Annotated in this window: 25 protein-coding genes; 14 read left to right on the forward strand and 11 right to left on the reverse strand. The window is 45.3% G+C overall.

The window, feature by feature from the left end; genetic code table 11:
* The first annotated feature begins 77 nt into the window (after positions 1–77).
* Positions 78–491: a hypothetical protein gene (locus AC58QG_RS28850; protein ID WP_497365513.1), complete on the forward strand. Its 414-nt coding sequence runs from the start codon at positions 78–80 to the stop codon at positions 489–491.
* 39 nt (positions 492–530) lie between these two features.
* Here AC58QG_RS28850 and AC58QG_RS28855 read toward each other — a convergent pair whose 3' ends face one another.
* The gene (locus AC58QG_RS28855) at positions 531–800 is read right to left on the reverse strand and encodes a hypothetical protein (protein WP_497365514.1); all 270 of its coding nucleotides are present in this window, start codon (positions 798–800) and stop codon (positions 531–533) included.
* Positions 801–958: 158 nt separating this feature from the next.
* Here AC58QG_RS28855 and AC58QG_RS28860 point away from each other — a divergent pair, with 158 nt between their 5' ends.
* Positions 959–1,324: a group I truncated hemoglobin gene (locus tag AC58QG_RS28860; RefSeq protein WP_497365515.1), complete on the forward strand. Its 366-nt coding sequence runs from the start codon at positions 959–961 to the stop codon at positions 1,322–1,324.
* Between the two features lie 426 nt (positions 1,325–1,750).
* Here AC58QG_RS28860 and AC58QG_RS28865 read toward each other — a convergent pair whose 3' ends face one another.
* A complete protein-coding gene (locus tag AC58QG_RS28865; RefSeq protein ID WP_497365516.1) occupies positions 1,751–3,457 on the reverse strand; it encodes a glycoside hydrolase family 2 protein in 1,707 nt (568 codons plus the stop codon).
* Positions 3,458–3,577: 120 nt separating this feature from the next.
* Here AC58QG_RS28865 and AC58QG_RS28870 point away from each other — a divergent pair, with 120 nt between their 5' ends.
* From AC58QG_RS28870 to AC58QG_RS28885, 4 genes are all read left to right on the forward strand, one after another.
* Complete coding sequence (locus AC58QG_RS28870; RefSeq protein WP_497365517.1) at positions 3,578–4,390, forward strand: helix-turn-helix transcriptional regulator; 813 nt, start codon at positions 3,578–3,580, stop codon at positions 4,388–4,390.
* 18 nt (positions 4,391–4,408) lie between these two features.
* Positions 4,409–4,900, forward strand: coding sequence for a CYTH domain-containing protein (locus AC58QG_RS28875; RefSeq protein WP_497365518.1), 492 nt, complete (start codon positions 4,409–4,411; stop codon positions 4,898–4,900).
* Positions 4,901–4,928: 28 nt separating this feature from the next.
* Positions 4,929–5,525: an HAD family hydrolase gene (locus tag AC58QG_RS28880; RefSeq protein WP_497365519.1), complete on the forward strand. Its 597-nt coding sequence runs from the start codon at positions 4,929–4,931 to the stop codon at positions 5,523–5,525.
* Between the two features lie 144 nt (positions 5,526–5,669).
* The gene (locus AC58QG_RS28885) at positions 5,670–6,113 is read left to right on the forward strand and encodes a hypothetical protein (RefSeq protein ID WP_497365520.1); all 444 of its coding nucleotides are present in this window, start codon (positions 5,670–5,672) and stop codon (positions 6,111–6,113) included.
* 45 nt (positions 6,114–6,158) lie between these two features.
* Here the strand turns inward: AC58QG_RS28885 and AC58QG_RS28890 are convergent, their stop codons facing one another.
* The 4 genes from AC58QG_RS28890 to AC58QG_RS28905 all read right to left on the reverse strand — a co-directional run bounded on the left by AC58QG_RS28890 (position 6,159) and on the right by AC58QG_RS28905 (position 10,075).
* Positions 6,159–7,013, reverse strand: a complete 855-nt coding sequence (locus AC58QG_RS28890; protein ID WP_497365521.1) for an SDR family oxidoreductase — start codon at positions 7,011–7,013, stop codon at positions 6,159–6,161.
* The gene (gene uxuA, locus AC58QG_RS28895; RefSeq protein WP_497365522.1) at positions 6,997–8,103 is read right to left on the reverse strand and encodes a mannonate dehydratase; all 1,107 of its coding nucleotides are present in this window, start codon (positions 8,101–8,103) and stop codon (positions 6,997–6,999) included. The genes AC58QG_RS28890 and uxuA overlap by 17 nt, the downstream gene beginning before the upstream one ends.
* Before the next feature lie 30 nt (positions 8,104–8,133).
* Entirely contained in the window at positions 8,134–8,811 is a 678-nt protein-coding gene (locus AC58QG_RS28900; protein ID WP_497365523.1) for a GntR family transcriptional regulator, read from the reverse strand.
* Between the two features lie 184 nt (positions 8,812–8,995).
* Positions 8,996–10,075, reverse strand: a complete 1,080-nt coding sequence (locus AC58QG_RS28905) for a ParB/RepB/Spo0J family partition protein (RefSeq protein ID WP_497365524.1) — start codon at positions 10,073–10,075, stop codon at positions 8,996–8,998.
* A 227-nt stretch (positions 10,076–10,302) separates the two neighbouring features.
* Here AC58QG_RS28905 and AC58QG_RS28910 point away from each other — a divergent pair, with 227 nt between their 5' ends.
* Positions 10,303–12,618, forward strand: a complete 2,316-nt coding sequence (locus tag AC58QG_RS28910; protein ID WP_497365525.1) for a bifunctional diguanylate cyclase/phosphodiesterase — start codon at positions 10,303–10,305, stop codon at positions 12,616–12,618.
* 61 nt (positions 12,619–12,679) lie between these two features.
* Here AC58QG_RS28910 and AC58QG_RS28915 read toward each other — a convergent pair whose 3' ends face one another.
* Both AC58QG_RS28915 and AC58QG_RS28920 read right to left on the reverse strand, forming a co-directional pair.
* On the reverse strand, positions 12,680–13,486 hold the full coding sequence (locus AC58QG_RS28915; protein WP_497365526.1) for a histidinol-phosphatase: 807 nt from the start codon (positions 13,484–13,486) through the stop codon (positions 12,680–12,682).
* 11 nt (positions 13,487–13,497) lie between these two features.
* Entirely contained in the window at positions 13,498–14,400 is a 903-nt protein-coding gene (locus AC58QG_RS28920) for a LysR family transcriptional regulator (RefSeq protein ID WP_497365527.1), read from the reverse strand.
* Between the two features lie 262 nt (positions 14,401–14,662).
* Here AC58QG_RS28920 and AC58QG_RS28925 point away from each other — a divergent pair, with 262 nt between their 5' ends.
* A complete protein-coding gene (locus tag AC58QG_RS28925) occupies positions 14,663–16,189 on the forward strand; it encodes an MDR family MFS transporter (protein ID WP_497365528.1) in 1,527 nt (508 codons plus the stop codon).
* Positions 16,190–16,202: 13 nt separating this feature from the next.
* Positions 16,203–16,781, forward strand: a complete 579-nt coding sequence (locus AC58QG_RS28930; protein WP_497365529.1) for a PadR family transcriptional regulator — start codon at positions 16,203–16,205, stop codon at positions 16,779–16,781.
* Positions 16,782–16,856: 75 nt separating this feature from the next.
* On the opposite strand, the gene AC58QG_RS28935 is transcribed toward AC58QG_RS28930, so the two are convergent.
* Together AC58QG_RS28935 and AC58QG_RS28940 are read right to left on the reverse strand one after the other, a co-directional pair.
* Positions 16,857–17,648 (reverse strand): TIGR01457 family HAD-type hydrolase, encoded by a 792-nt coding sequence (locus tag AC58QG_RS28935; RefSeq protein WP_497365530.1) that lies wholly within the window; start codon positions 17,646–17,648, stop codon positions 16,857–16,859.
* Positions 17,645–19,201 carry a PAS domain-containing sensor histidine kinase gene (locus AC58QG_RS28940; protein WP_497365531.1) on the reverse strand — a complete coding sequence of 519 codons (1,557 nt, stop codon included), beginning with the start codon at positions 19,199–19,201 and terminating at the stop codon, positions 17,645–17,647. The genes AC58QG_RS28935 and AC58QG_RS28940 overlap by 4 nt, the downstream gene beginning before the upstream one ends.
* A 403-nt stretch (positions 19,202–19,604) precedes the next feature.
* Here AC58QG_RS28940 and AC58QG_RS28945 point away from each other — a divergent pair, with 403 nt between their 5' ends.
* Complete coding sequence (locus AC58QG_RS28945) at positions 19,605–20,063, forward strand: chemotaxis protein CheX (RefSeq protein WP_497365532.1); 459 nt, start codon at positions 19,605–19,607, stop codon at positions 20,061–20,063.
* A 75-nt stretch (positions 20,064–20,138) separates the two neighbouring features.
* On the forward strand, positions 20,139–20,915 hold the full coding sequence (locus AC58QG_RS28950; RefSeq protein WP_497365533.1) for an SDR family NAD(P)-dependent oxidoreductase: 777 nt from the start codon (positions 20,139–20,141) through the stop codon (positions 20,913–20,915).
* A 46-nt stretch (positions 20,916–20,961) separates the two neighbouring features.
* Here the strand turns inward: AC58QG_RS28950 and AC58QG_RS28955 are convergent, their stop codons facing one another.
* Positions 20,962–21,225 (reverse strand): DUF2573 family protein, encoded by a 264-nt coding sequence (locus AC58QG_RS28955; RefSeq protein WP_497365534.1) that lies wholly within the window; start codon positions 21,223–21,225, stop codon positions 20,962–20,964.
* 206 nt (positions 21,226–21,431) lie between these two features.
* Here AC58QG_RS28955 and AC58QG_RS28960 point away from each other — a divergent pair, with 206 nt between their 5' ends.
* The 3 genes from AC58QG_RS28960 (at position 21,432) to AC58QG_RS28970 (ending at position 24,121) form a co-directional block, all read left to right on the forward strand.
* Positions 21,432–22,007, forward strand: a complete 576-nt coding sequence (locus tag AC58QG_RS28960) for an RNA polymerase sigma factor (RefSeq protein WP_497365535.1) — start codon at positions 21,432–21,434, stop codon at positions 22,005–22,007.
* Positions 22,008–22,093: 86 nt separating this feature from the next.
* Positions 22,094–23,530, forward strand: a complete 1,437-nt coding sequence (locus AC58QG_RS28965; protein WP_497365536.1) for a DEAD/DEAH box helicase — start codon at positions 22,094–22,096, stop codon at positions 23,528–23,530.
* A 45-nt stretch (positions 23,531–23,575) separates the two neighbouring features.
* Positions 23,576–24,121: a hypothetical protein gene (locus AC58QG_RS28970; RefSeq protein ID WP_497365537.1), complete on the forward strand. Its 546-nt coding sequence runs from the start codon at positions 23,576–23,578 to the stop codon at positions 24,119–24,121.
* The last annotated feature ends 198 nt before the right edge of the window (positions 24,122–24,319 follow it).

The following is a 24,319-nucleotide window of genomic DNA, read 5'->3' on the forward strand; positions in this document are numbered from 1 at the left end:
TCGGTTTTTTTATAGGATATTCATATTGTAAAAACGGAAACTGACCTTCGAGGCGGTTTAATAATGGAGAGGATAGCATGTTGCGAATCACAAAGTTATTTCTAAGCTTATTACTGCTCATATATTTAGTTGGATGTATCGCCGATCCCAAAGTCGAAGGCGCCAAACAGCTTAGCCAGATGGAAAGGACTCAAACATCTGCAGCTATTTTGAAAGAAAACAAAGATGCTGACTTCCTATGTGTTTACGGATCCCGTTTCTATATTCGTGCTGAGAATCAGCAACAGTATGTTCAGATGAATTTGAAAATCAATCAAGAATTCGGCGAAATCAAGAAGAAATACACCACAGGTTCTGATTTTGAAGATGAGATGTCAACGAAACTACCAGTGGGTACGAAAATATTTACGATACAAGGTGAGAGTCAGTCTGAACTTTTGCTAGTAAAAGAAGGCTCCAATTACGTTGTTTATATACATAGAACTATGTAAGCCAATTAAAAAGAGCAGCCTCAGCTGCTCCTCCATTACCTATGATTGAATGCGAAAACGTTGCAGCAACAAATATCCGTTTACGCTTGTCGTTCTTTTCTGATATACGATTTTGAAATCGTCCAATAGACAACTCAATGCCGTACTAAGCAAACCATTGGTTACCAAGGTAGCCCGGCAAGGTTGTGAACTACCAATTACACGTACAGCAGTAATCCTTCTCGGGGAGCCTGCAATAAGAGGGTTTCTAGACCAACGGATCAAAACTAAGTCAGGTTGACGAACAGCTTTAATTTTAATACAAGCCATTCCAATCACCTCGTTTCTAGTTAGCATCAGTAACAGTATATAGAATGCATGATAGATTAACGGTGTGAGGGACAAGGGCGGAGTCAGAAACCATAGATAATTTCCCAACAGCTTGGATAGTATAACCAGATAGCTTTAAATTCTAAAGGAGGATATACATGGCGAGCGAAACAACCCTGTACAATAAGCTTGGAGGAGAAGGGGCGATCACAGCAGTGGTGGACTACTTCTATGAGTTGGTTTTGGCGGATGAGACGGTCAATCACTACTTTCGCAACACAGATATGGAGAAGCAGCGCAAGCATCAGGCGAAATTTTTTAGTTTCGCGTTAGGGGGGCCGAATCAGTATACAGGGGCATCCATGGCCAAAGCGCATGCAGGAATGAATCTGCAGGAGGAGCATTTTAATGCGATTGCCACGCATCTTCATGATGCACTTGCTCATTTTCAGGTGGGGGCAGAAGAGATCAATCAAGTGTTGGCGAAGGTATCTACGTTGAAGGAAGATATTTTACATAAATAAATGTTAGTTAAAAAAAGAGGGTTTCCCAAAGGTCATTATGTGGCTGGGGACCCTCTTTTTGTAATTTAATGGACTTGGAGGAAGTCCGTATGGTGAATACGGTAGTGAAAAATGCAAAAGTGCATCTTTTTTCCTTCGAATTCATCTCTCTATTTGAAATGCGTGCGAAAGTGCAACTATTTCTGCCGGCACTCCTCATATTGGTATCATTCGGTCCAAAAGGTTGCCTTTTTGCACTTATTCATCCACGTTCAGCTGTTTTCATCGAAAATAAGTGTATATTTGCATCTTTGACCATTTTCGTCTACACCCAGACCTGAGTTATTGTTCTTTAAGCTATTCCCCCCGCTGAAGCCACATTGTATAAAGGGGATCGACAAAAAAATAAGGAGCTAAGAGTAAACACGCCTCTTAGCTCCCTTTCCATTACCGTTCAGAGCGATAAATCTCCTTCACTAAGCGATAAGCCAATTTCGGCTTGCGATATTCGCTGAGCAAGCCTTTGTTGTTGAAGCTCCGCGCGCGATCGCGGAAGTAAGGGCGGTCGCTTCGCACATCGACGCGAATGTCTGCGAAGTGCCAGATTAGCGTCCCGACGATGCGAGGGTCGTCGCGGAAGATTTTCAAAGCACGCGTGACGACATCAGATTGATAGTCTTCACTGAACAGGCGCGGCTCCCAGCCAGCATCGCCAAAAATCCCCGCTGCGCCGAACTCGCTCATGATCACAGGCTTGCCAGCAGCGCCATGCTTCTCCGCATTCATGAAGTAGTTCTGCAGCATAGTACTAAATCCATCCACGCTGCCTTCATACCAGCCGTAGTATTTGTTAATCCCGATAACATCAAAGTAGGAGAGTACGATATCTTCCTCCGGTTGCATAGTCGCGTAAGTGACGAGTCTGCTGGAGTCCATGCTGCGGATTTTGCCTACGAAAGCTTTCGTGAGCTCCAGCGCTTCCTGGGTACGTGTATCGATTTCATTGTGCGCCCCCCAGAAAATGATGGAAGGATGGTGGTAGTCGCGGCTGATCATTTCATCCAGCATATGGACGCCACGCTCTCTGAAGATAGGGCTTGCCAGCGTTTCCATACTCATAAAGCAACCCCACATCGGAATCTCGCTCCAGAGCAGCATTCCGTGCTCGTCGAGCAGATCAATCCAGAACTGGCTTTGCGGATAATGGGAACCACGCACTATGTTACATCCCATGTCGTTCAGGATGTCCAAATCCTTCAGCATGAGCTTAGGCGGAAACGCAAATCCCCACTCCGGGTGCTCTTCATGACGATTCACACCTTGGAGGTAGAGCTTTTTGCCATTCAGCAGGATATCGCTGCCCTGAACTTCAACCGTACGGAAGCCAGTCCGATCGATGAGATCATCTTCACCGGCCTTAACTGTGAAGGTATACAGTGCAGGTTGTCCGACATCCCATCTTTGAATATTCGCTAGGCTGCCATTTAGCGTGAGCTTAGTAGATTGACCCGCAGCGACCGCGACATGACTAGCGGAGAGGGAGAGTCCTTCCGTACTAGCACTAACCTCAATCTGACAATCTTCCTGACTTAATGAACTTACTTGAATCTGCAGCTGAACATCAGCCGTGTCGTTCTTCAATTGATAATCGATTTTCATCGAATCAATGTAGACATCTGGCAACTCTTGAAGCTCAACAGAACGAATAATGCCCCCGTAGGAGTGCCAATCGGCAATGTCAGTCGGTAGTGTTTGCCAATCCACCGTATTATCAACGCGAATTACAAGCTCATGCTTGCCTGCTGCTAGGTGGGGGAGAATCATAGAGAACTGTGTAAACCCGCCAAAGTGGTAACCAATATGCTGACCATCCACGTACACATCCGCATGATGAAGAATGCCTTCAAAGACTAGTCGAATATTCGCTTCTTGTAAATTATCAAAATAAGTGCGGTACCAGGCTGCACCAATATAATCGTAAGTGCCTAATTCATTATTCCAACAGGAGGGGACGACGAACTTTCTGGAGCTCGCTGGGAAATGTGAGGCCCACCCCTCGGAAACACCTTTATTGTCAGGATCCGTAATGAAATCCCATAATCCATCCAAAAGTCGGTTAGGTCGCAAGTTATGCTGCTGAAAAGTACGTATCACGTTCGTTAAAACCCCTTTCATGTATGTTTCGTAAAGCGTATCATAGAAGAAGAGTTCATTTGAATGGATAAACCTTATCTCTATTTGTCAAAATCGCTACAAGGGAGGTGATCAACTCCATTGAATAACCATCGTATTTATCATCATCGACTTTCGTACGAGAAGCCTCCAGTCCCAGGTTGGAAAGATATCCGCAATACGACAGATGTACACTCGCTGTATTGGATTATGAGTGGTGAAGGCGAATTTCGGCATGAGACAGACGAAGTACCGCTGCACGTACACGCCGGGAATTTGTTGTATTTAAAGCCTGGTTTTACATTGACAATGACCTCTTCTACAGACAAGCCGTTATGTATTAGGATGCTCCTTTTTGATGCATGGAATATTCCTTATGAAAATCTCAATTGGCTGAAGCCGGTTCCTGTAGATAAGCTGCCGATTCCCTTCTACAAACCGTACACGGTGGAGCAGTCAGACTGGCTGGAAGCACAGCTAACACGCTTATGGTCGATGAAAGGGACGGATCCTCATGAACGGCAGGCGGAATTTCAGTATGTGCTAACACGGTTGATCCAATTTATGAAGGATACGGATACGTCGAGTGACCCCTACATGAGAGCCTTTCAACAAGCGAAGCTATGGCTCGAAACCTGCTACCATCAGCCGATTCGGCTGGAAGAGTTGGCGAAAACCTACCATATCTCTGTCTCACAGTTACGTAAAATGTTTATGAAGCACGTGGGTATCTCTCCCAAGGCGTATTTAAATAAGGTTCGGAATGAGCAGGCGAAGACGATGCTTTTATTGACCGATGAGCCTATGAAGGCGATCGCGGATGCTTGTGGATTTGCAGATGAGTTTCATTTTGGTAAAATGTTTCGAGTATGGAACGAGATTTCACCGGTTCGATTTCGAACAATGAACAAATAGAGAGGGGCTAACCGAATTATGGGTGCCGAAATTGAAAGAAAGTATTTATTGCCCGCATTTCCTGCGGCTGAACTAGCGAATAACGAGCTGACCCAAGTGTCCAAGCAATACATTTATCAAACGTATCTGGCCTTCTCCGACGATCAAGAAATTCGCGTGCGCCAGCTTGTAGACAGCTCAGGGGAATCGCATTATACGCATACCTTTAAGTCGGGACATGGGATGGTTCGAGAAGAAGTAGAGTACAGTATCACAGAGCCTATCTATAAACAGCTGCTGGAGCGCACGGGATTGATCCCGTTGGAAAAGATTCGTACGACCCTCGAAGCGAATGGCGTTACCTATGAAATCGATGAATATAAACAAATTGACCTGCTTGTCGTAGAAGTCGAGTTCCCTGATTTGCAGGCTGCGCAGCAGTTTGAACCGCCTACCTGGTTCGGAAGAGAGCTTGGTTCGGAGGAAGAGTTCCGCAATAAGTCGATGTGGGTTGCTTTACAGAAGCGCTAATTCCAATGGGAAAAGGTGGTAGATAGACATGCCTAGGCCGCAATTGGTCCTTGATGTTGCAGGTGTGCTCGTGACGAATTTTTCACCACAAGCTTGGAGTGGATTTTCTAGTGGCACTGACGGCGTGTCGCTGGTATCCTTGCCTCATCGTTTTAAGGAAATTAAGGGGGATCTGTGGGTTGGTAAAATGACAGAAGAGGGCTTCTGGATCTGGCTGAACGAATTGTTCCCAGAGCTGGAAAACAAGGTCGATCGTACCTGGATATTTCAACAGTTACAACCATTAACGGCGATGCAGCATCTGGAAGCTTGGAGTCAATATGCTGACATTCACTTGCTGAGTAATCATCGAATCGAATGGCTGACTCATCTGCTGGATCCTATTCTACCCTTTTTGAGAAGTTCAACCATTTCGAGCGAGGTTGGTTACTGTAAACCGAATAACGAGGTGTATGAGCTTGTTCGCACCCATTTTCCGGATGAGCAAGCTGCGGTCTTGTTTGTAGATGATCAAGAGAGAAACCTTGTGCCTGCCAGAGCGATGGGGTGGGATACATTAGTAGCAGACGCCGAAGATGCTTGGATTGTAAAGGTTACGGCATTTATAAATGAGCACGCTGATTAACATGTCCCCTCCATCCTCGGATTCATTAAGGAAGTGTGAGTAAAAAACATGCTTCCCTAAAATTCTAAATAGAAGTTTTACAACAATTTCTAGGTATGATCTAAGTGTTGTTAGAACTTCTAAAGGAATTGCGAGGGGCCATCCATGAATTTAATCCACTATTACCGTCAGCAGTTTGTTGAATTAACAGCCCAGTTTGAGCAAGTGTGGGAGGAAGATTCGCATTATAAATTCGGTTTTCTTTGGCGTTCACAAGTGAGTACTTCATATAAAGAAATGTTCCAAATGATCCAAACCGGGCAGGAGCCACTTTATTTGATGTATGCCATTGAGTTACCTGAGTCGTATAAAAGAACGAACATTAGCGATGTTATCAAGCATGTAGTCTCCGCCTATGAGCTGTCCATGTATGTGTTCTCAAGTAAAATCATGTTGACTTCTTGTATATCCATCGAAAATTTACAACAAACGTCATTAGGCTTTATTCATCATGCTCGCGCCGAGTTGATCGATTTAGTCTTCTCTGCCATTAAACAAGTCGATTATGAAATACAAACAAAAACCGTTCCACTGCATAGCTCACAATGAGCGTTATGCAATGAAACGGCGTGTGCTTCACTCCGTCAATCTTTTCTAAACGCCCGAATAGGCCATGAATCCGCCATCCACAGGGATTGTTGTTCCTGTAACGAAGCGGGACATGTCGGAATCAGCCAGCCACAGCAAGGTACCTAATAAATCTTCCGGCTTGCCGAAGCGACGCATCGGGGTATGTGCAATGATTTTATGAGAGCGTTCCGTCAGTGATCCATCCTCTTTCATTAACAATTTGGCATTTTGCTCAGTCAAGAAGAATCCTGGAGCAATGGCATTTACACGAATGCCGCTTTCTGCCAAATGAACAGCTAACCATTTCGTAAAGTTATCAATTGCTGCTTTGGCTGCGCTGTAGGCAGGAACTTTCGTCATTGGCGATGGGGCGCTCATGGATGAGATATTGATAACCGTTGCACCGGTTTTGCCATGCATATGCTTAGTGAACACTTGCGTTGGAATTAATGTGCCCACGAAATTAAGATCCAGCACGTTTCGGAACCCAGGGATGCTTAGATCATAGAAGGATTGCACATCTGGATTCGCCATATCCTCCATTTTGAAAATCTCATTCGTCGTATTTGCACTGGCATGATTACCGCCCGCACCATTAATTAGAATATCGCAGGTGCCCAACTGTTCAGTTACAGAAGCTGCAGCCTGCTCTACACTTTCGGCTACGGTTACATCGCAAGCAACAGCAATCGCTTCGCCGCCAGCAGCTTGAATTTCGTGAACGACGGCCAACCCTTTCTCATGGGTACGATTCAGAATGGCAATGCGTGCGCCTTGTCTAGCTAATTCTAATGCCATTACGCGGCATAGAACGCCAGCTCCCCCTGTAATCACAACGACCTTCCCTTTTAGAGATGGAAAATTAGTTAAACCGCTCATTAGCTGTGACAGCTCCTTCTTGTAAAGTAACTTCTTTGCGACACATCATATCCCAAAGTCCCCATAAATACATGATACCTAAAGCACGGTCATAGAGTCCGTATCCAGGTCTGCAGCGCTCATCCCAAATATGTCGGCCATGATCAGGACGGCAGAAGCCTTCGTAATTGTTCTCATGCAGCGCCTGTACAATGCCTGACATATCAACCGTGCCATCTTTCGTACGATGAGAGGTCTCGATGAAATCACCATTCTCATATACACGAACATTCCGCAGATGTGCAAAAGGAATCCGATCCGCGAATTCATGCACAATCGAGACAATATCGTTACTCGGATTCGCACCGAGTGAGCCACTACACATGGTAAGCCCGTTATAGGGGCTGTCATGCAAGGCTAAGAAGCGGCGAATATTCGCTTGGCTTGTCATTAAGCGTGGAAGCCCAAAGACGGACCAAGGCGGGTCGTCCGGGTGAATCGCCATTCGAATACCGTGCTCAGCGGCCACGGGAATAATTTCATCCAAGAAATACTTGAGGTTTGCCCAGAGATGCTCTTCTGTGACATCCTTATAGGCGTCAAAAAGCTCCGTCAAATGAGCAAGCCGCTCAGGCTCCCAACCAGGCATACTAAAATCAGGATTAGCATTAATCCGCCCGACATGCTCAGCCAGATCGAGATTGGCAATTTTACTTTTTTCATAAAAGAGTGCCGTCGAGCCGTCTTCCAGCTCCTTATGTAAATCCGTCCGTACCCAGTCGAACACTGGCATAAAATTGTAGCAAATGACTTTGACACCTACCTGTGCTAATGTGGCGATCGTTTTCTTATAATTAGCGATGTAGGTATCGCGACTTGGCAGTCCTAATTTAATGTCCTCATGAATGTTGACGCTCTCAACAACCTGCATATGCAGACCAGCCCGATCAGCTTCAGCTTTGATCTTCTGAATCTTATCCATCGGCCATTCTTCCCCGGCAGGAACATCATGCAGCGCCCAGACGATGCCTTCAACACCAGGGATTTGTTTAATTTGCTTAAGCGTGACGGTATCGTTACCCTCTCCAAACCAGCGGAAAACCATTTTCATAGCAGCACACTCGCCTCCATTATCGTCAACCTATTTGAAATACGTGGGGAACTTCTCTTTCAGTAATGCCTGATCGGAAATGCCAACTTGAAGATGGGCGCGAATTAATTGCTCTGCCTTATCTGGCTGTTGCTCCTTGATCGCGTCAACAATCTGCCCATGCTGTGCATACAGCTCATCCCAATGATGATCCGTGGCCAATCGAAGCATACGGGTGCGGTTCAAATGCACGTTAATTTGCCCAATGACCGCCCAGGTGTTCATTTTCTTACAGCCTTCGAAAATCGTCCGATGAAACTCCTCGTCAAGCTCGAACATCTTCTTGAAATCTTGCTCATCCGAACAGACTTTCTGAGAGGCTAAGTTCATCTGCAGAGAGCGGAGAGACTCCTCAGGAAAAGAGTGGCAGGCTAACCGGATAACGGCGCTTTCCAAATGCTCTCGTATGAATCGTGCTTCATCCACAAGCTCCAAATCAATGAGGGAGACAACCGTGCCGCGTTGCGGATAAATATCCAACAAGCCCTCCTGCGCTAATTGCACAAAGCTTTCCCGAACAGGTGTCCGACTCACATTAAAGCTTACCGACATTTCTTTCTCCGAAATGGTCGCACCTGGAAGCAGGGTAAGACTTAGAATTTGTGCCTTAAGCGTGTGATAGACGGCATCACGGGTCGAACTAATCAGTGGTTTTTTGAAAAAATCCATGCTTATCTCCTTTAGTAAATGAAGCCTAAATTAATACTACCATACTTGTATGGTAGTGTGGTAGTAGGGAATAATAATCTAGTTTCTCGATCCCCCATGGATTTGAACAAACAACAAAACACCGCATGCGGCCCGTGCTTCCCTAGATAGGAATAGCACAAGTCACATGCGGTGTCAGTAAGCTTTATCGAGAAACGGCTAAAACTTGAACCTTTTTCCAAGCTTCCAATTGTTGTTCCAACTGTTCCACTAACGTTGAGACGTCTTGTGAGAACTGTTCTTTTTCTTGCTCATTCATCGCATCCTGCTCCGTGCGCAGCTCGCTCGAAGCGGGAGGAGCGGGGATCGTGCGAAGCAATTGCTGCAATTTAGCTTGAATAGGGCTTACAGCAGCTGCGGAAACATCAGCTTTTTGGGAGAAAACCGTTGTTTCTGCTTCCCCGACGCCTTTGATTTCGACTTTAGCTTGCTCAGCAACCTCAGCTTCATGAATCTCTACTTTAACCTTCTCTGTCTTAGCAGGTGCCTTGGCCGCGATCGGCTTTGCTCGTTCTGCTCGATTGTTCTGGAAGGTGGACCAGGTTTCAATTAATTCAGGCCCAGATTTATAGAGCAGTTGGCCTTTAATCCGATCTGATATGTCTTTATCCTTAAACATCTTCGCAATTTTCTTCACATCACTAACCGGCATCTCATCACGTGCCATGATCAGGGCTAGGGGGTCACGATGCTCCAGCGGCAGATCCTTCAACGGTAATAGTTGATCCTCAGTAAGCTTATCTTTGCGAATCTCGGTTCCACCAACGATAAGCTTCTTAATGGCGTTCCCAAATTTGAGCAGCTCACACTTGTTTTTGATATAGGACTCAGGCTTGCCCAGTTTACCGGAAAGGTATTTAATGGAGGAGCTAAACTTCGCGTCATGCATGAGTTTATGAAAAGCTTCGGCTTCCTCGATCGGAGAGAAGCCTTCTCGAGTTAGATTTTCAGCGATCTGCTCCAGATAGATTTCCATCTCATCCGTTACCGTGGATACGATACAAGGTATGGTCGGAAGCCCGAGCATTTTACTAGCCTTATAACGGCGATTGCCATAGATGATCTTATATCGATTGTCAGTGGTAGTGCGCACCTTAATCGGAGAGAGTAAGCCAATTTCACCTATGCTTTTCATTAACTCTTGAAGTGCCTCTTCATCGAATTGATAGCGGGGTTGGTCCGTGTCCTCATCAATGAGCTGCATAGAAATGTTATGTATGTCCATCTTCATGTCTCCATTCGTTCAGGGTCATCTAGCTTAATTATATATCAAGGTTCGTAGCGTGGGAACGCCTATTCTGTTGAAAACAAGTTGGAGGGAAGGGGTCGTGATGATTCCGGACAAGCTCTACAGTAAATAAATATATTGCCAGTAAGGGAGAGGAGATGAAATAATATAGAAAGATGTCGAATGATGTCATAATTTTTAATCGAATTCGGGAGGAGAGAACTATGAAAAAATTGCAGTATTCCTTCTTAGCCCTCATCTTTGTCCTTCTCTTTACTTCATCCGAATCGGTTCTCACCACCTATAAAACATCGCTGCTTAATGAGCTGCAAAGCACAGAGACGGCTCAATTGTCTGCTAAAGCCGTTGCCTTGCAGTCCGTCATTAATCGCAATTTCAATTTGATGGTAAGTCTCGAAGCTTACGTTAGTACTGGTTACTTACAGGATAAAAATGATCAAGAGGTGCAGGCCTATATCGAAGCGCTATACGCAGGTTCCCAGGCGTCTGCTTTGAATGTTGTGATTGCACCGCATGGGGTCATGAAATTCGTCTATCCCTTTAAAGGGAATGAGGATATTATGAACTGGGATCTGCTCAAGGATCCACGAGATAATGTACAGGCACAAGTTCAGCAGGCTTTGCAATCGAAAAAAATGACAACCGACGGCCCGTTTACGTTGCTTCAAGGTGTGCAAGGCTTGGTAGCTCGTAAAGCACTTTTTCAAGATGTTGTTTTCTGGGGTTTCGTTTCCGTTGCCATTAACGTAGATGAATTACTCATCGAATCAGGGATTAATGACAATGCTGCTGAAGGGCCAAGGATGGCGATTCGAAGTCCAGGCATGCCCGCATTTTACGGGGAAAATACAACGTTCTTTCAGTCCCCCTTGATCACTGTAATCGACCTTCAGGATACGAAATGGGAGCTTGCAGCGACCCCTCCTGCGAATGCAGTAAAAACGATTAATAATCAAATTCTTATTATCCGATGTTCGCTACTTCTCGTTTTACTTCTAGGCTTATTCTTTATTATTTATATCATTCGGCAACGTGATCGATTAGGTCAAGCGGTCAACGAACGAACACAAGAGCTGCAGATTGCGAATGAGGATTTGACGGCAGCCAATGAGGAGTTAATTGCAGGTCAGCAGGAACTTCAGGAGTCTACGAAACGGATGCAGGAATCTGAGCAAATGTTATCCTACATGGCCTACCATGACGTACTGACAGGTATACATAATCGAGCCCATTTTCAAAGGATATTGAAAGAGCAGATTACTTACAATGAGAAGAAGGGCACCTCGTTAGTCGTTCTTTTCTTTGACCTTGACAACTTCAAAATGGTCAATGATTCACATGGACACCATATGGGAGATCACATGTTGCAAGAGGTTGTCCATCGGATTCAGCAATCCACTTTGGCTTACCATACCTTTGCTAGGTTTGGTGGCGATGAATTTGCCATTTTGTTGGAAAACTGCTCCAGCGAGCAGGACATACAAGCGTTTTGCGGGGAACTCATTGCCGTCCTGAAACCGCCTTGTATCTTAGCGAATCGTGCGTTCTTTATTAACGCGAGCATTGGGATTGTACAGTATCCTTATGGTGGCACGACTTGGGATGCACTATTGAAAAATGCGGATATCGCTATGTATATGGCTAAGAAAGAAAGCGGCAGTTCCTTCTGCTTCTTCAATCAGCAGATGGAGATGCTATCGATCTCGAAGCTGGAAATGGAGAATCATCTTCGTCAGTCGCTTGATCGAAATGAACTTGAAATTGTATATCAGCCGCAGATAGATTGCGTGAAAGGGACTATTATTGGCGCAGAAGCACTTTTGCGTTGGAATCATACGACGAAAGGCTACATTTCGCCATCCGATTTTATTCCTTTAGCAGAGGAACTAGGCTTTATTGATGTGATTGGTGAATGGGTGCTCCGCGGCGCATGCAGGCAGATGAAAGCTTGGCATAGTCTTACAGATGAACCTCTGATGATCTCCGTTAATATTTCTGTCAAGCAATTAAATGACGAACGCTTTGTGGATAAGGTCATTGCGATACTAAAAGAGACAGGACTAGAAGCGCGATACTTGGAGATAGAGATTACGGAGAATGTCGCTATGCTGGATGAGAAGATGGGTGTACTGTACATGCTTCGCCAACTAGGGATTGCCATTTCCGTGGACGATTTCGGTACACATTATTCATCTCTTAGCTATTTGAAAAGGTTCCCGGTTACGAAGATCAAACTGGACCAGTCGTTTGTCCGTGGCATTCAAACTGACAGTAAAGATCGAGCCATGATCAAAGCGATTATTTCTGTGGCGAAGGCCTTTCAGCTGCACATGATTGCAGAGGGCGTCGAAACCGAAGAGCAAGCGGAATTCTTAGTAGCGAATGGCTGCTATCAAATACAAGGTTATTATTTTCATAAACCGATGATGCCGGAGCAGCTAGAAGCTGTATTCAGTGAAGGATTACATGTAAAACTGGCTTTCTTAGGCAAGAAGTCTATCTATACGTATGAGATTTAAATACAAAAGAGGTGCCCCTACGCTGGGAGCACCTCTTTGTGTTTTAAGTAAGAATAGTACGCTATAGTGCGACGATTTGCTTCTGTTTATTTTCAAAATAGACCCAATGCTTGAATCCAATTTCCTTCAAGGTTTTCTGAACTTCTTCCCAATCGTCAGCTACGCGACTAGGGACATGAGCGTCAGATCCGAAAGTAACTTCAACACCGTAATGGAGCGCACGTTCTAAAATTTCGTGTGAGGGGTACCAGCCACCAACGTCTTTCGTTTTGCCTGACGTATTGATCTCAATCGCAACACCTGATTCTCCGATGATTTTCAGTGTCTCTTCGACCTTGGGTGTCGCGATATCAGAGAAGGCAGGGTAGAAGCCTTTCATCGCATCGATATGTCCAAGAATTTGAAACATACCTGAACGTGCAGAATCAGCAATGAGGCGATAATATTCTTCCTTATGCTCGACGTGCTGAGCTTCGTTCAACTTTTTCCATCTGTTGCGATTGAAGATACTCACTCCACCGGAGAGATGAACAGAACCTATGATGTAGTCGAATGGATACTTTGCGTATTCTTGCTTATAAATCTCCACGTGCTCTGGGAAATAATCAGACTCAACACCTAAGAGTACATTAATTTTACCTGCATACGCTTGTTTGAGTTGAAGTACTTCCTCAATATAGCGGGGAAATTCGCTTTTTGCCATGGCGATGGCAGGTTGTGCACGATCTTCGGAGCTTCCAAAGTATGGGGAGTGATCCGAAATGCCGATTACCTGAAGGCCTGCTGCAATGGCTGCTTCAATATAGTCACGTATGGTATCTTGCGCATGTCCGCACCGCTCATGATGCGTATGTAAGTCGAATTTCACTGCAAGTCCTCCTATTCTGAACCGATAAATTGCGTTTCTGGCATTCCTTTGAGATCGCGAAGAAATTGTTGCATGGCAGAATTCAAGTAACGTCCTGACTTATATACTACGCCGACCGGATGGGTAATATCCAGTTCGTTCACTTTTACCATCTTCAATGAACCATGTCGAAGTTCATCAGCAACAGACATTTTGGATATGATCGCAACACCTAGATTTAACTCCACCATGCGTTTCACTTCCTCACTGCTAGACAACTCCATGACAATATGAGGCGAGACATCATAGGACTTGAAGATTTGATCAACGAATCGTCGACCCGCAGTTTCTGGAGAAAGCATGATAAAAGGAATGTTTCTAAGCTTTTCAATAGATAAATGTGTGAAACGACTAAGAGGATGATGCGTGGAGACGATGAGTTCAAAATTATCATAGTAAAGCACGGACGTCTCCAGTGCTGGATTCTTCTCAAACAAATACGTGATCCCAATATCGATATGACCGTTTTCCACGGATGTCATGATCTGAGAGGAGGTCATGGAATGAATCGTTGTTTTGATCAGCGGGAATTGATCTTGGAAATAGGAGAGGACCCTCGGTAGTATCTGCATGGCAATGGAAGTCGTTGTGCCAATATGGATGTGACCCTGAGGAGTTTGGCTAAGATCGGAAAGACGCTGTTTCAGGTCATTGGTGATCCGCAATATTTTCTCCGCATGCTCTAAGAAAAGCTTTCCACTATCCGTTAAAGTGACAGGCTGATTACGATCAATTAGAATCGTACCGAATTCATCCTCAAGACTTTTTATTTGCGCGGAAACGGCAGGTTGGGTCAAGTTTAGAATTTCACCAGCTTTACGGAAGCTCATCGTCTTGGAAATCGTGAGCAGGGTTTCTAACTGGTTCATATTCATGAGATTACCTCCTGCAAGTTAGATTTAGGGTGTTTAGGTACAAATAAAATTTATCGGAATTGTAAAGGGAATAAAAACCTTTTCTTACTTTATTATATGATAGGAAGTGCTAACTAGGCAACATGGCAGGATAAGTGCAGGTTTCTGAGAGTAAGTTACCAAGGAATGGCAGAGGATAACTGGAAAGTTATCATTGCAAATTACTCAAATTTGAATATAATAATTTATGTATTTAAAATAATGTTTTGAGGAGACTCTCAATATGTCTTTAACACGTAAATCAAACCCGACCTGGACAGTTGTGGCCTTGATGCTTGGTCTATTACTTGCATCACTGGATCAAACGATTGTATCCACCGCGATGCCAACGATTGTGTCTAAGCTAGGTGGCTTCAGCCAATTCGTTTGGGTTTTTTCGGCCTATCTGATTGCCAATGTGGCGGCCATGCCGATCTTTGGTAAACTATCGGATATGTATGGCCGTAAATTATTTTTCATCATCGGAATTGTTGTCTTTATGATTGGATCTGCGCTATGTGGAACTGCATCTTCGATGACTCAGTTGATCATCTACCGCGCAATTCAAGGTATTGGTGGCGGTGCTTTAATGCCAATTACCTTTGCCATTATTTTTGATATTTTCCCTCCAGAGAAACGGGGTAAAATGCAAGGCTTGTTCGGAGCTGTCTTCGGTTTATCCAGTGTGCTTGGTCCTATTATTGGCGCTTACTTTACAGATCATGTTACTTGGGAATGGATTTTCTTTATTAACTTGCCTCTAGGAATTATTTCACTGATCATGATTATTTTCTCGTACCACGAGTCCGTGGAACATAGTAAGGCTAAGATTGACTGGGGTGGTACAGTTGTTTTAACTGGTGCCATCGTTTCACTGATGTTCGCATTAGAGTTTGGCGGAAAAGAGTATGCATGGGATTCCATGCAGATCATTGGTTTATTTGCAGGTTTCGTTGTGCTGTTAGCAGGCTTTATTCTCATTGAGAAAAACGCTGCAGAGCCTATTGTACCGCTGGATTTGTTCAAAAATCGGTTATTTACATCCAGTATGGGTGTAAGCTTTGCCTATGGTGCGGTACTTATTTCCGCAGGTACGTACATCCCCTTGTTTATTCAAGGTGTATTCGAAGGATCCGCGACATCGGCTGGCTCGACATTAACGCCTATGATGCTAGGTGTCGTCGTAAGTAGTGCGTTAGGTGGACGATTTATCGGTAAATTCTCCTATCGGAATGTGCTGCTTGTCTCTGTGGCTCTTCTGCTGGTTGCGACATCGCTGCTTGGTGGCATTTCCATTGATTCAGAGAGATGGGTCATCACTACTTATATGATTATTCTAGGATTGGGTATCGGCGCGTGCTTCCCAATTACGTCCATGTCCGCACTTCATAAAGTTGATTTCCGACGTCGGGGTACGGTAACATCTTTAGTTGCTTTCTTCCGCTCGGTTGGTTCTGCCATTGGGGTAGCGATTTTCGGGAGTATTCAAGTGAACGCATTGAAAGACAACATCACGACTTCGCTGAATGATCCGGCAATGGCGGAGAAGTTCCATGATGCGCGAATGCTGCTTCAACCCGAAGTGAGAGCGAATATTCCAACTGAGGTCTTGCACAAGCTGCTTGCTGCGTTGGCAGATTCGATTGCTGTCGTCTTCCAAACAACGATCGTCTTAGCTATACTAGGTCTTGCGTTCATTTTATTGATGGGAAATGCTAAACTAGAAGTCGGTAAAGCACCTGTCAAAGGAGATGTACCGGTAGGACACTAGGAGGTTAACGCAAATGTCGATGAAGCTGGTCATTCTCGGACTATTAATGGAAGCCAATCGGCATACCTATGAGATTCGCCAAACGATGAAAGAACGTGGCATGACGAATTATATGAAGCTTCAGGACGGCTCACTCTACTATGCAATGGATCAACTGCACAAGGATGGTCATGTAGAGGCACTTGAAGTCGTTAGGGATACGAATCGGCCCGAGAAGACGATTTATCAAATCACAGAAGCTGGCAAGCAAAAATTTCAAGAACTGTTGTCTCATCAACTGCATGAAGAGATTAAACATTATCATCCGCTCTACGTCGCACTGCCATTTACCGTTCATGGCGACCAAGCTAAGATTGCCGGTATTCTAGAGCATAAAATTTTGGAACAAAAAATGATTATGAATTTGATGAAAAGTCTCTACAATGAGCATTTGAACATTGTTCCACGCGTCGTTTTGCATATGATGGTCGGCAGCTATAAGCGAGCTTTCACCGAGTTGAAGTGGCTGGAAGAGCTGCAACAAGATGCGAGGGATGGCCGGTTGCAGGAAAGAAATACGGAGCTCGATGTGGATTGGGATCGGATTGAGTGAGGCAGATAAAAAAACGCACTACCTTGGCAAACAAGGTGTGCGTTTTTTTTGATTATAAGGAAGATACCAGTTTCATTAATAGGACGATAACGAATTCAGCTGCGCAATGAATTGAGGCAAATCCGTGCAGACCAAGTCCGGCGTCATGCCAGCCGACGCCAGCTGCTCGTGCACATTGTCTGGCGTGGCGACGCCCGTCAGTACAAGTGCCGTGCGGCACCCCGCCATCGCGCCTCCGCGGATGTCGGTGTGCACGTTATCGCCGATGACCCAGACATCGGCGGCAGGCAGACCGAGCCGCTCAATGGCATACGCCATGATGATCGGCGAAGGCTTACCGATCACCACCGGCTCTACGCCGGAGGCGGCGGTGATCGCAGCGGCCAGGGAGCCCGCCCCTGGCATAAGACCTCCATCCGACGGAAGCATCCGGTCGGGATTGGTTAAGACATAGGTCGCGCCATGCTTCAGATGGCGGACCGCTTCCGTCAGCTTCCCGTAGGTGAAGCTGCGATCAATGCCTTGGACGACGTAGTCCGGCGTCGTCCCGTCGAGCTCGAAGCCGGCTGCGTCTAGAGCAATCCGCAAGCCGTCTTCGCCGATCATATGCACGCGTTGACCTGCGCGCTGCTCGGTCAAGTACTGCGTCGCCGCCTGCGAAGAGGTATAGACGGCTGCCGCGGGCACTTCGATGCCGAGCGCTTGTAGATGCTCGGCTACTTGTTCGGGGGTGCGTGACGAATTGTTCGTCACCAATAGGTAAGGCAAATTCTCCTGATGCAGCCATTGCAGGAAAGCCGCGGCACCAGGGATGGGCTCATGCCCTCTGTAAAGTGTTCCATCTAGATCGATCAGAAATCCGTTCATCCTGTTGCTGCTCCTTTAGATAGGTAAGTTGTTGTCGGCAGAGTGATCTCAACGATCGTACCCTCCGTAAGTTTACTGCTTATGTTCATGAAACCGCCATGCGCTTCAATAATGCGATAACAAACCATTAGACCGAGTCCTGTTCCCTTTTCTTTCGTGCTGTAGAAAGGTTCCCCAAGCTTGGGTAGACGTTCAGGGGCGATGCCGCAGCCCTGATCCTCGAAACGAACAAGAATTTGGTCTCCTGTGCCTTTGAGCTCTGCATGAATTCGCAGCTTGCCGCCTTGCGACATGGACTCTATTGCATTTTTCATGATATTAATAAAAACTTGTTTGATTTGATTCTCATCACAAGTAACTGGCGGAAGCCCAGAGTCAACCTCTGCGTCAATTTCAATGTTACCGAGCAACGCTTGAGGCTGAAGTAATTCTACAGTGCTCATGATGATTGTGGATAACGTGCTAGTAACGAAATGGGTGGCCTGAGGTTTGGAAACAAATAAAAATTCATTCACAATGAATTCTATACGCTGCAGTTCTTTTTGCATAATTTCAATGTAATATTGCTCCTTCGAAGAACTCGTTTTAAGCAGTTTGAGGAATCCTTTTAAAGCGGTCAACGGATTGCGGATTTCATGTGCAACACCTGCAGCCAATTGCCCTACAGCTGATAGTTTATCAGATTTTATTAACAATTCCTGCGTCTTCTTTAATTCCGTAATATCGTTGAATGTAATAACGGTACCTATCAGGTTACCGCATCCATCCAGCATGGGGTTAGACATATATTCAACAGGGAAGCTGGCTCCATCCTTTTTCCAAAACACATCTTCATTCAGAATCGATCCTTCTCGCTGAAGCATCGTGTTGACTGTCGCGTTTTCCTCAGGAATCACGTAGGTATCATTCTCATGAATTGGTCGAATTAAATTATGTATTCGCCTTCCCAGCATTTCGTCTACCTTCCAACCGGTGATGGCTTCTGCTGCTTTATTCCAGAAAATGGTACGTCCATTCGTGTCTATGCCATAAATGCCTTCAGAAACAGAGTTTAGAATCAGTTGATTTTGTTTATAAAGCTTATCAATTTCTTTCTTCTGTTCTCTAATCTCCGTCAAGTCTTTGAGGATAGCATAGACCCCAACGATGTGGTTGCCCACCTTAGTTGGAACAAAAGTTACATTAGAAGGGATGGGAAATCCATTTTGATGCAAGAAAGAAGCATCGAAATTCTGAGGCATTCCCTCAGAAGCCACTTGGAAATGGTGCAGCGTTTTGAGTAGATCAGGAGGGTGGATCATCGGTAGAAAAGATGCAGATTTTGACGATTCTTCGCCCAATCCAAGCAGGCTTTCAAGTCCATGATTCGACGAAAGGATGTCGCCATCCAAGCTGAAGGAAATGATGGAATCAGGATGATTGTCAAATAGTGATTTATATCGCTCAGCAGTTTCTGAAATACTGTTTTCACGTCGCTTGAGTAACCTGATTATGAATAAGAGAAGTATCATGAATACGACGAAAACACCACAATCAAGAGAAAAACTTGCCATGCGGTTATGTTGAAAATAGGATAGCTGTTGTAAACCAAATAAATCGACTCCGAAGAGTACTATGATACATACCAAGTATATCGATACTTTTCGCGCACTAGCAGGAGGGGGGTTCATCGTCATTGACTCTCAGCTCTCCTTCTTGAGATTCTTTCTAATAGTTTAACAGGTATAGCTATTATTTTGTATAATTTACCATTCTTATTACTTTTTAAATATTTTTAATCGGTCAATATCAGGCTTCGACAATTTAAGTATGAAGGTAGAAGTGGGGGCGTGTATCTGAGTAGTTGGAACTATTTTTGTTAAATTGACAGTATACTTGTCCTAAAATTTTATGTATAATGTTGAAAAAGGTCGTTTTTCTGCGGAACTTATTCACAAATGAGATCGGAGCGGAGCTATGAAGGCTGAGTACATTAATCCCTTTTTGGAGTCGGCTAGAATCGTCATTGAGCAAGTTGCTAACATTCGCCCAACAACGGGGCAGCTCGGCATTAAAGACGTCAAATTTGTGGAAAATTATATCTGGATCCAAATTGGGATGACTGGGCAAATGGAAGGCGATGTCGTCTTTGGCTTGGCTGAAGATGTTGCTTTGAAAATGGTATCTGCCATGATGGGTGGATTCGTCATCACGGAGATGGATGAAATGGGAAAGAGTGCCATTTCTGAACTAGGTAATATGATCAGTGGTAATGCGAGCACAATGCTCTTTAACCAAGGCGTTCGGGTAGACATTACACCACCTAAGTTGGTCCAATCTGCAACGGCAGCAGGATTTGTGCCGAAGAAAGCATTAACCATTCCATTAATTATGGATGGCATTGGTGAACTAGACATTCAAGTGCTAATTACGTAATATAAGTAAGAAACGTATGGGGTACCTACATCATGGTAACTCCTTTTTTTTGTGCGTAGAAGGGAGTGGAACGGGTTGGAAATCAAGAACAAGGTCGTTTTAATTACAGGCGCTTCAAGTGGGATTGGGGCTGTAATGGCGCAGCAATTTGCGGCTAAAGGTGCTATTCCTGTGTTAACAGCGCGACGTACAGATCAACTGCAGCAAATTGCTTCAAGCTTGCCAGGACGACATGCCGTCTACGCCATGGATGTTACGAAGACAGATGAGGTAAACGAAGTTGTGAATCGAATCATCGCCGAATTTGGGCGTATTGATATACTGGTTAATAATGCCGGATATGGCATATTCGAGGCTTTTGCCGAAGCACCTCTTGCTCATTTTGAAGAGATGATGAACGTGAACTATCTTGGGCTAGTAAGATGTACGAAAGCTGTTCTCCCGCATATGTTAACTGCAGGTAGTGGGCATATCGTGAATGTTGCCTCCATGGCGGGGAAAATCGGCTCGGCCAAATCAACAGCCTACTCCGCAACGAAGCATGCCGTGCTAGGCTTTACGAATAGTTTGCGGATGGAGCTAGCAAGAACGGGCGTATCGGTAACAGCGATTAACCCTGGTCCGATCGCGACACCATTTTTCGATAAAGCGGATCCGAGCGGTAATTACGTAAAGAACATCGCTTGGTTTATGCTAAAGCCAGACAAAGTTGTTAAAGAACTCATGCATGCCATCGAGAAAAACATTCCTGAAAAGAACCTGCCTTTTGTAGCGGGTGTGGGCGTTAAATTGTTTCATATGTTCCCACGGTTATTCGACAAGTTGGCTTCAGGCATTATGAATAAAAAATAAAGCGGCACCCAGTCCGATGATTGGGGTCGCTTTTTTTCTGCCTATTCTACGTATCGGCTTGATCGGGCTTCGCTGCTTGCTTCGCTTGATTGAGCGCGCGAATTTCCTCGAAAATCTTTCGCATTTCCGCCTTGCCTTCGGGATGTGATTGATTCCAATGGGAGGCAAGTGCAGGCAGGGCCTTATGAACATGGTTGAAGAAAGCCCATATTTTGATTTTTTCGATCATTTCTGGGGACGTATCACCTGTAATAAGTTCAGCTGTTTTGGCAACCAACGTATTAAAATCGTTTTCGAAATCCGTATTCATTCACTTCATCCCTTCGGATGGAAATAGGGTGGTTGGAGCACTTTTAGTTTAATGGATGAAGATGAGGCTGTCAAAATGTCTAATTCGGCATGTAGGGAAATTTTTCCGTTTATTTTGTCGTTAACGATTGTTTACTCCCCTTTTTTATCCTAAAATAAGGTAGATACATATTGGGTCTTTTTACCTGTAGGCTAGGAGGGAATTTGATGAAGTCACTGAGAGAGATATTTAACAGCGACTTTAACACATTAGATAAGAGCATGCAGGAGCAGATTTATAAAGAATTTTACTTGCTCGTTTATCCGATGATTAACTTTATCTTGAGAGATCACGCGGCTGTGGAGGATATTATCCAGGAGTCCTTTCTTCGTGCGGTTCACAAGGCCCCGTTATTAACGGAGATTGACAAATATGAGGGCTGGCTCAAGAGACTTACCCGTAACGTAACCCTAAATCATTTGCGCAAACATAGACGTAACCGAGATGAACTCGAAACGGATATGTTGTTCTCCTTGAAGGAGTCTGCCCCAACATCGGATTATTCGGCTACGCCTGATGTAGAGGTTGAAATGAAGGTCATGCGAGAAGCTGTTATCGCTTATATCAATCAACTTAACCCCTCCTATAGACAGATTATCGCTATGAAATGGATACACAATTTATCTTACAAGGATATGGCTAGTGAACTCTGTGTGACTGAAGGCGTTGTGCGACAGAGGCTGTTTCGTGCACGCGATGCGATTAAACAGAAGTTTTTGAAGGAGTGGGGCTCTGATCAATAGAGGGGAAATGTTCAAATATTTGTTTGCTGAGGCACTCTAGCATATAATATGGGCATGAGGTTGGAAGAGAAAAGGGGTATTTAGCATTGAGCACGAGTTTTGAACAGCTGCAGATTGCACAGACATATTTAGATAAATTACAACAATTAGGGATTGGTGAGCCAACTCCGATTCAAGCGGAGGGAATCCCGGTTCTCTTACAGGGGAAAGATGCAATTATCCAATCTCAGACAGGAACGGGTAAAACACTAGCGTATTTACTGCCTGCTTTGGAGCGAATTGATCCTACAAGTAAACAATTGCAAGTACTGGTTGTCGTCCCTACGAGAGAGCTAGGGATGCAGATTATGCAGGAAATTGAGAAGCTGACGAGTGGTGGACCTATTCGTTCGCAATCCTTGATCGGAGGAGCAGCAGCTGCAAGACAGGTAGAAAAGCTGCGCCTTCACCCGCATATTGTCGTTGGAACGCCAGGACGTTTGCTTGAATTGATGAAAATTCGAAAACTTACGCTGCATCACGTGAAAATCGGCATTGTCGATGAAGTCGACCAAGTGTTTGAACTTGGCTCTATGCAAGATGTAGAAGGCGTGCTCAAAGGGATGCTTCGTTCCAGTCAAATGGTGTTTGTCTCGGCGACAATTCCCCAAAGTACGGAGCAAGCTGCGGGCAGATGGCTGAAGGATCCGGTTATTATCAAAATTAACCCCTCCCAGCGTACCGCTGAAACGTTGGAACATCATTATGTGGTGTGCCAAGAACGTGAAAAGATTGACACCCTCCGGAGACTCGTTCGGATGATTAAGCCGACTTCCGCGATTGTGTTCATTAACGTGACCGATGATATTGCGCAAGTTGTTGGGAAGCTTCAATATGTAGGACTTTCCATTGAAGCTCTATATGGTGAAGCGAGCAAACAGGATCGCGCCAAAGTTATGGGTAATTTCCGCGAGGGGAAATTCCAACTTTTGCTGGCTACGGACGTTGCTGCGAGAGGACTAGATATTGAAGGTGTTACACACGTCTTCCATCTGGATGTGGCTACGAATGCGGAGTATTATCTTCACCGTGTAGGTCGGACAGGCCGGATGGGTCGTGAAGGGACGTCGATCTCTATCGTGACCTCGAAGGAACTCTTCATCATCGAAAAATTCGAGAAACAGCTCGGCATCACGATTGAGCCGAAGGCTATGTACGAAGGCCGGTTAGTTGACCCGGCCCAAGATCGCAGTGCGGCTACAATGCGCAGCCGCCGTGAAGCTGCGCGCCCAAGCGGCGCAGCACCTTCGCGCAGCGGCTCCGCCAGCGCGCGTGATGCTGCCGCGCCTGCGGGCGCGGTGCGTGTTAGTGCCGCGGCGCCAGACGCGCGCGGCCAGCAGAGCGCTGCGCCGGCGAAGCCGGCAGCGCAAGGGAAGACGGCTGCCCTTGGCAAAGCCGTCAGTAAAGCGCAACGCGAGCGCGATCGCAAGAGCAAGGGAGCTCCGCGCTGGCTGAAAGAGAAGCAGCAGAATAAAGAAGAATAGCACGCTTCTGAAGGAAGCCTATTCATGATCTGCGGGGTGTCATGCATGCTGAAGAAAATAACGATTGCGATCTTGACTCTGGCTGTCATCGCTGCGGTGATGCTAGTCATCGTCATTCAGTATGTGAAACCATCAGAGTCGCTCGATTTGCAGTATAAAGAGATTTCAATTAGTAATAAAATTGCAGAAATGATCCTCTCCCGAAAGCTGGACGTGCGGCTCTCGGAAGAGGATGTGAATCAATTGCTCAAGAAGCAATTAGCTTCGCACAGCATGCTGCCCCATGATTTTCGGATGGAAGGCGCCGCGCTGCATCTGCAAGGCTCTATGGTTGAGGCCGATGTCAATGTGAGGTGGCACGAACAGATTCCGATCGGTGCTCACGCGATATTTACATTGGCGTGGGATCCACCTAATTTGGTCATCCAGCATGTGAATACGCAGATCAAGGATTGGCAGCTGCCGAGTTCATGGCTTCAACTAGCTCCAGTTGAAATTCCACTTCAATCCTATTTGCCTAAATTAATTGGGATTAAGAATGTGGTTTTTGAAGATAAGTCCATTCTGATTCAGCTAAAGCCATTCCAGTAACGCACAAAACCCTTCAAGTCCACCTAAGTGGATCTGAAAGGTTTTTCGCGTTCGCGTTCTACTCCCAACACTGCCGCACGCAATAGCTGGATTTCCTACAGTTAATTTCACTAGTTTCGTGATAATCAGACAAGTAGATGGATTTTCTACAGCTAATTTTTAGCCAAATGGGTCAGAGAGGGCGTTTCAGCAATAATT

The sequence above is a fragment of the Paenibacillus sp. J22P169 genome, from assembly GCF_059691995.1.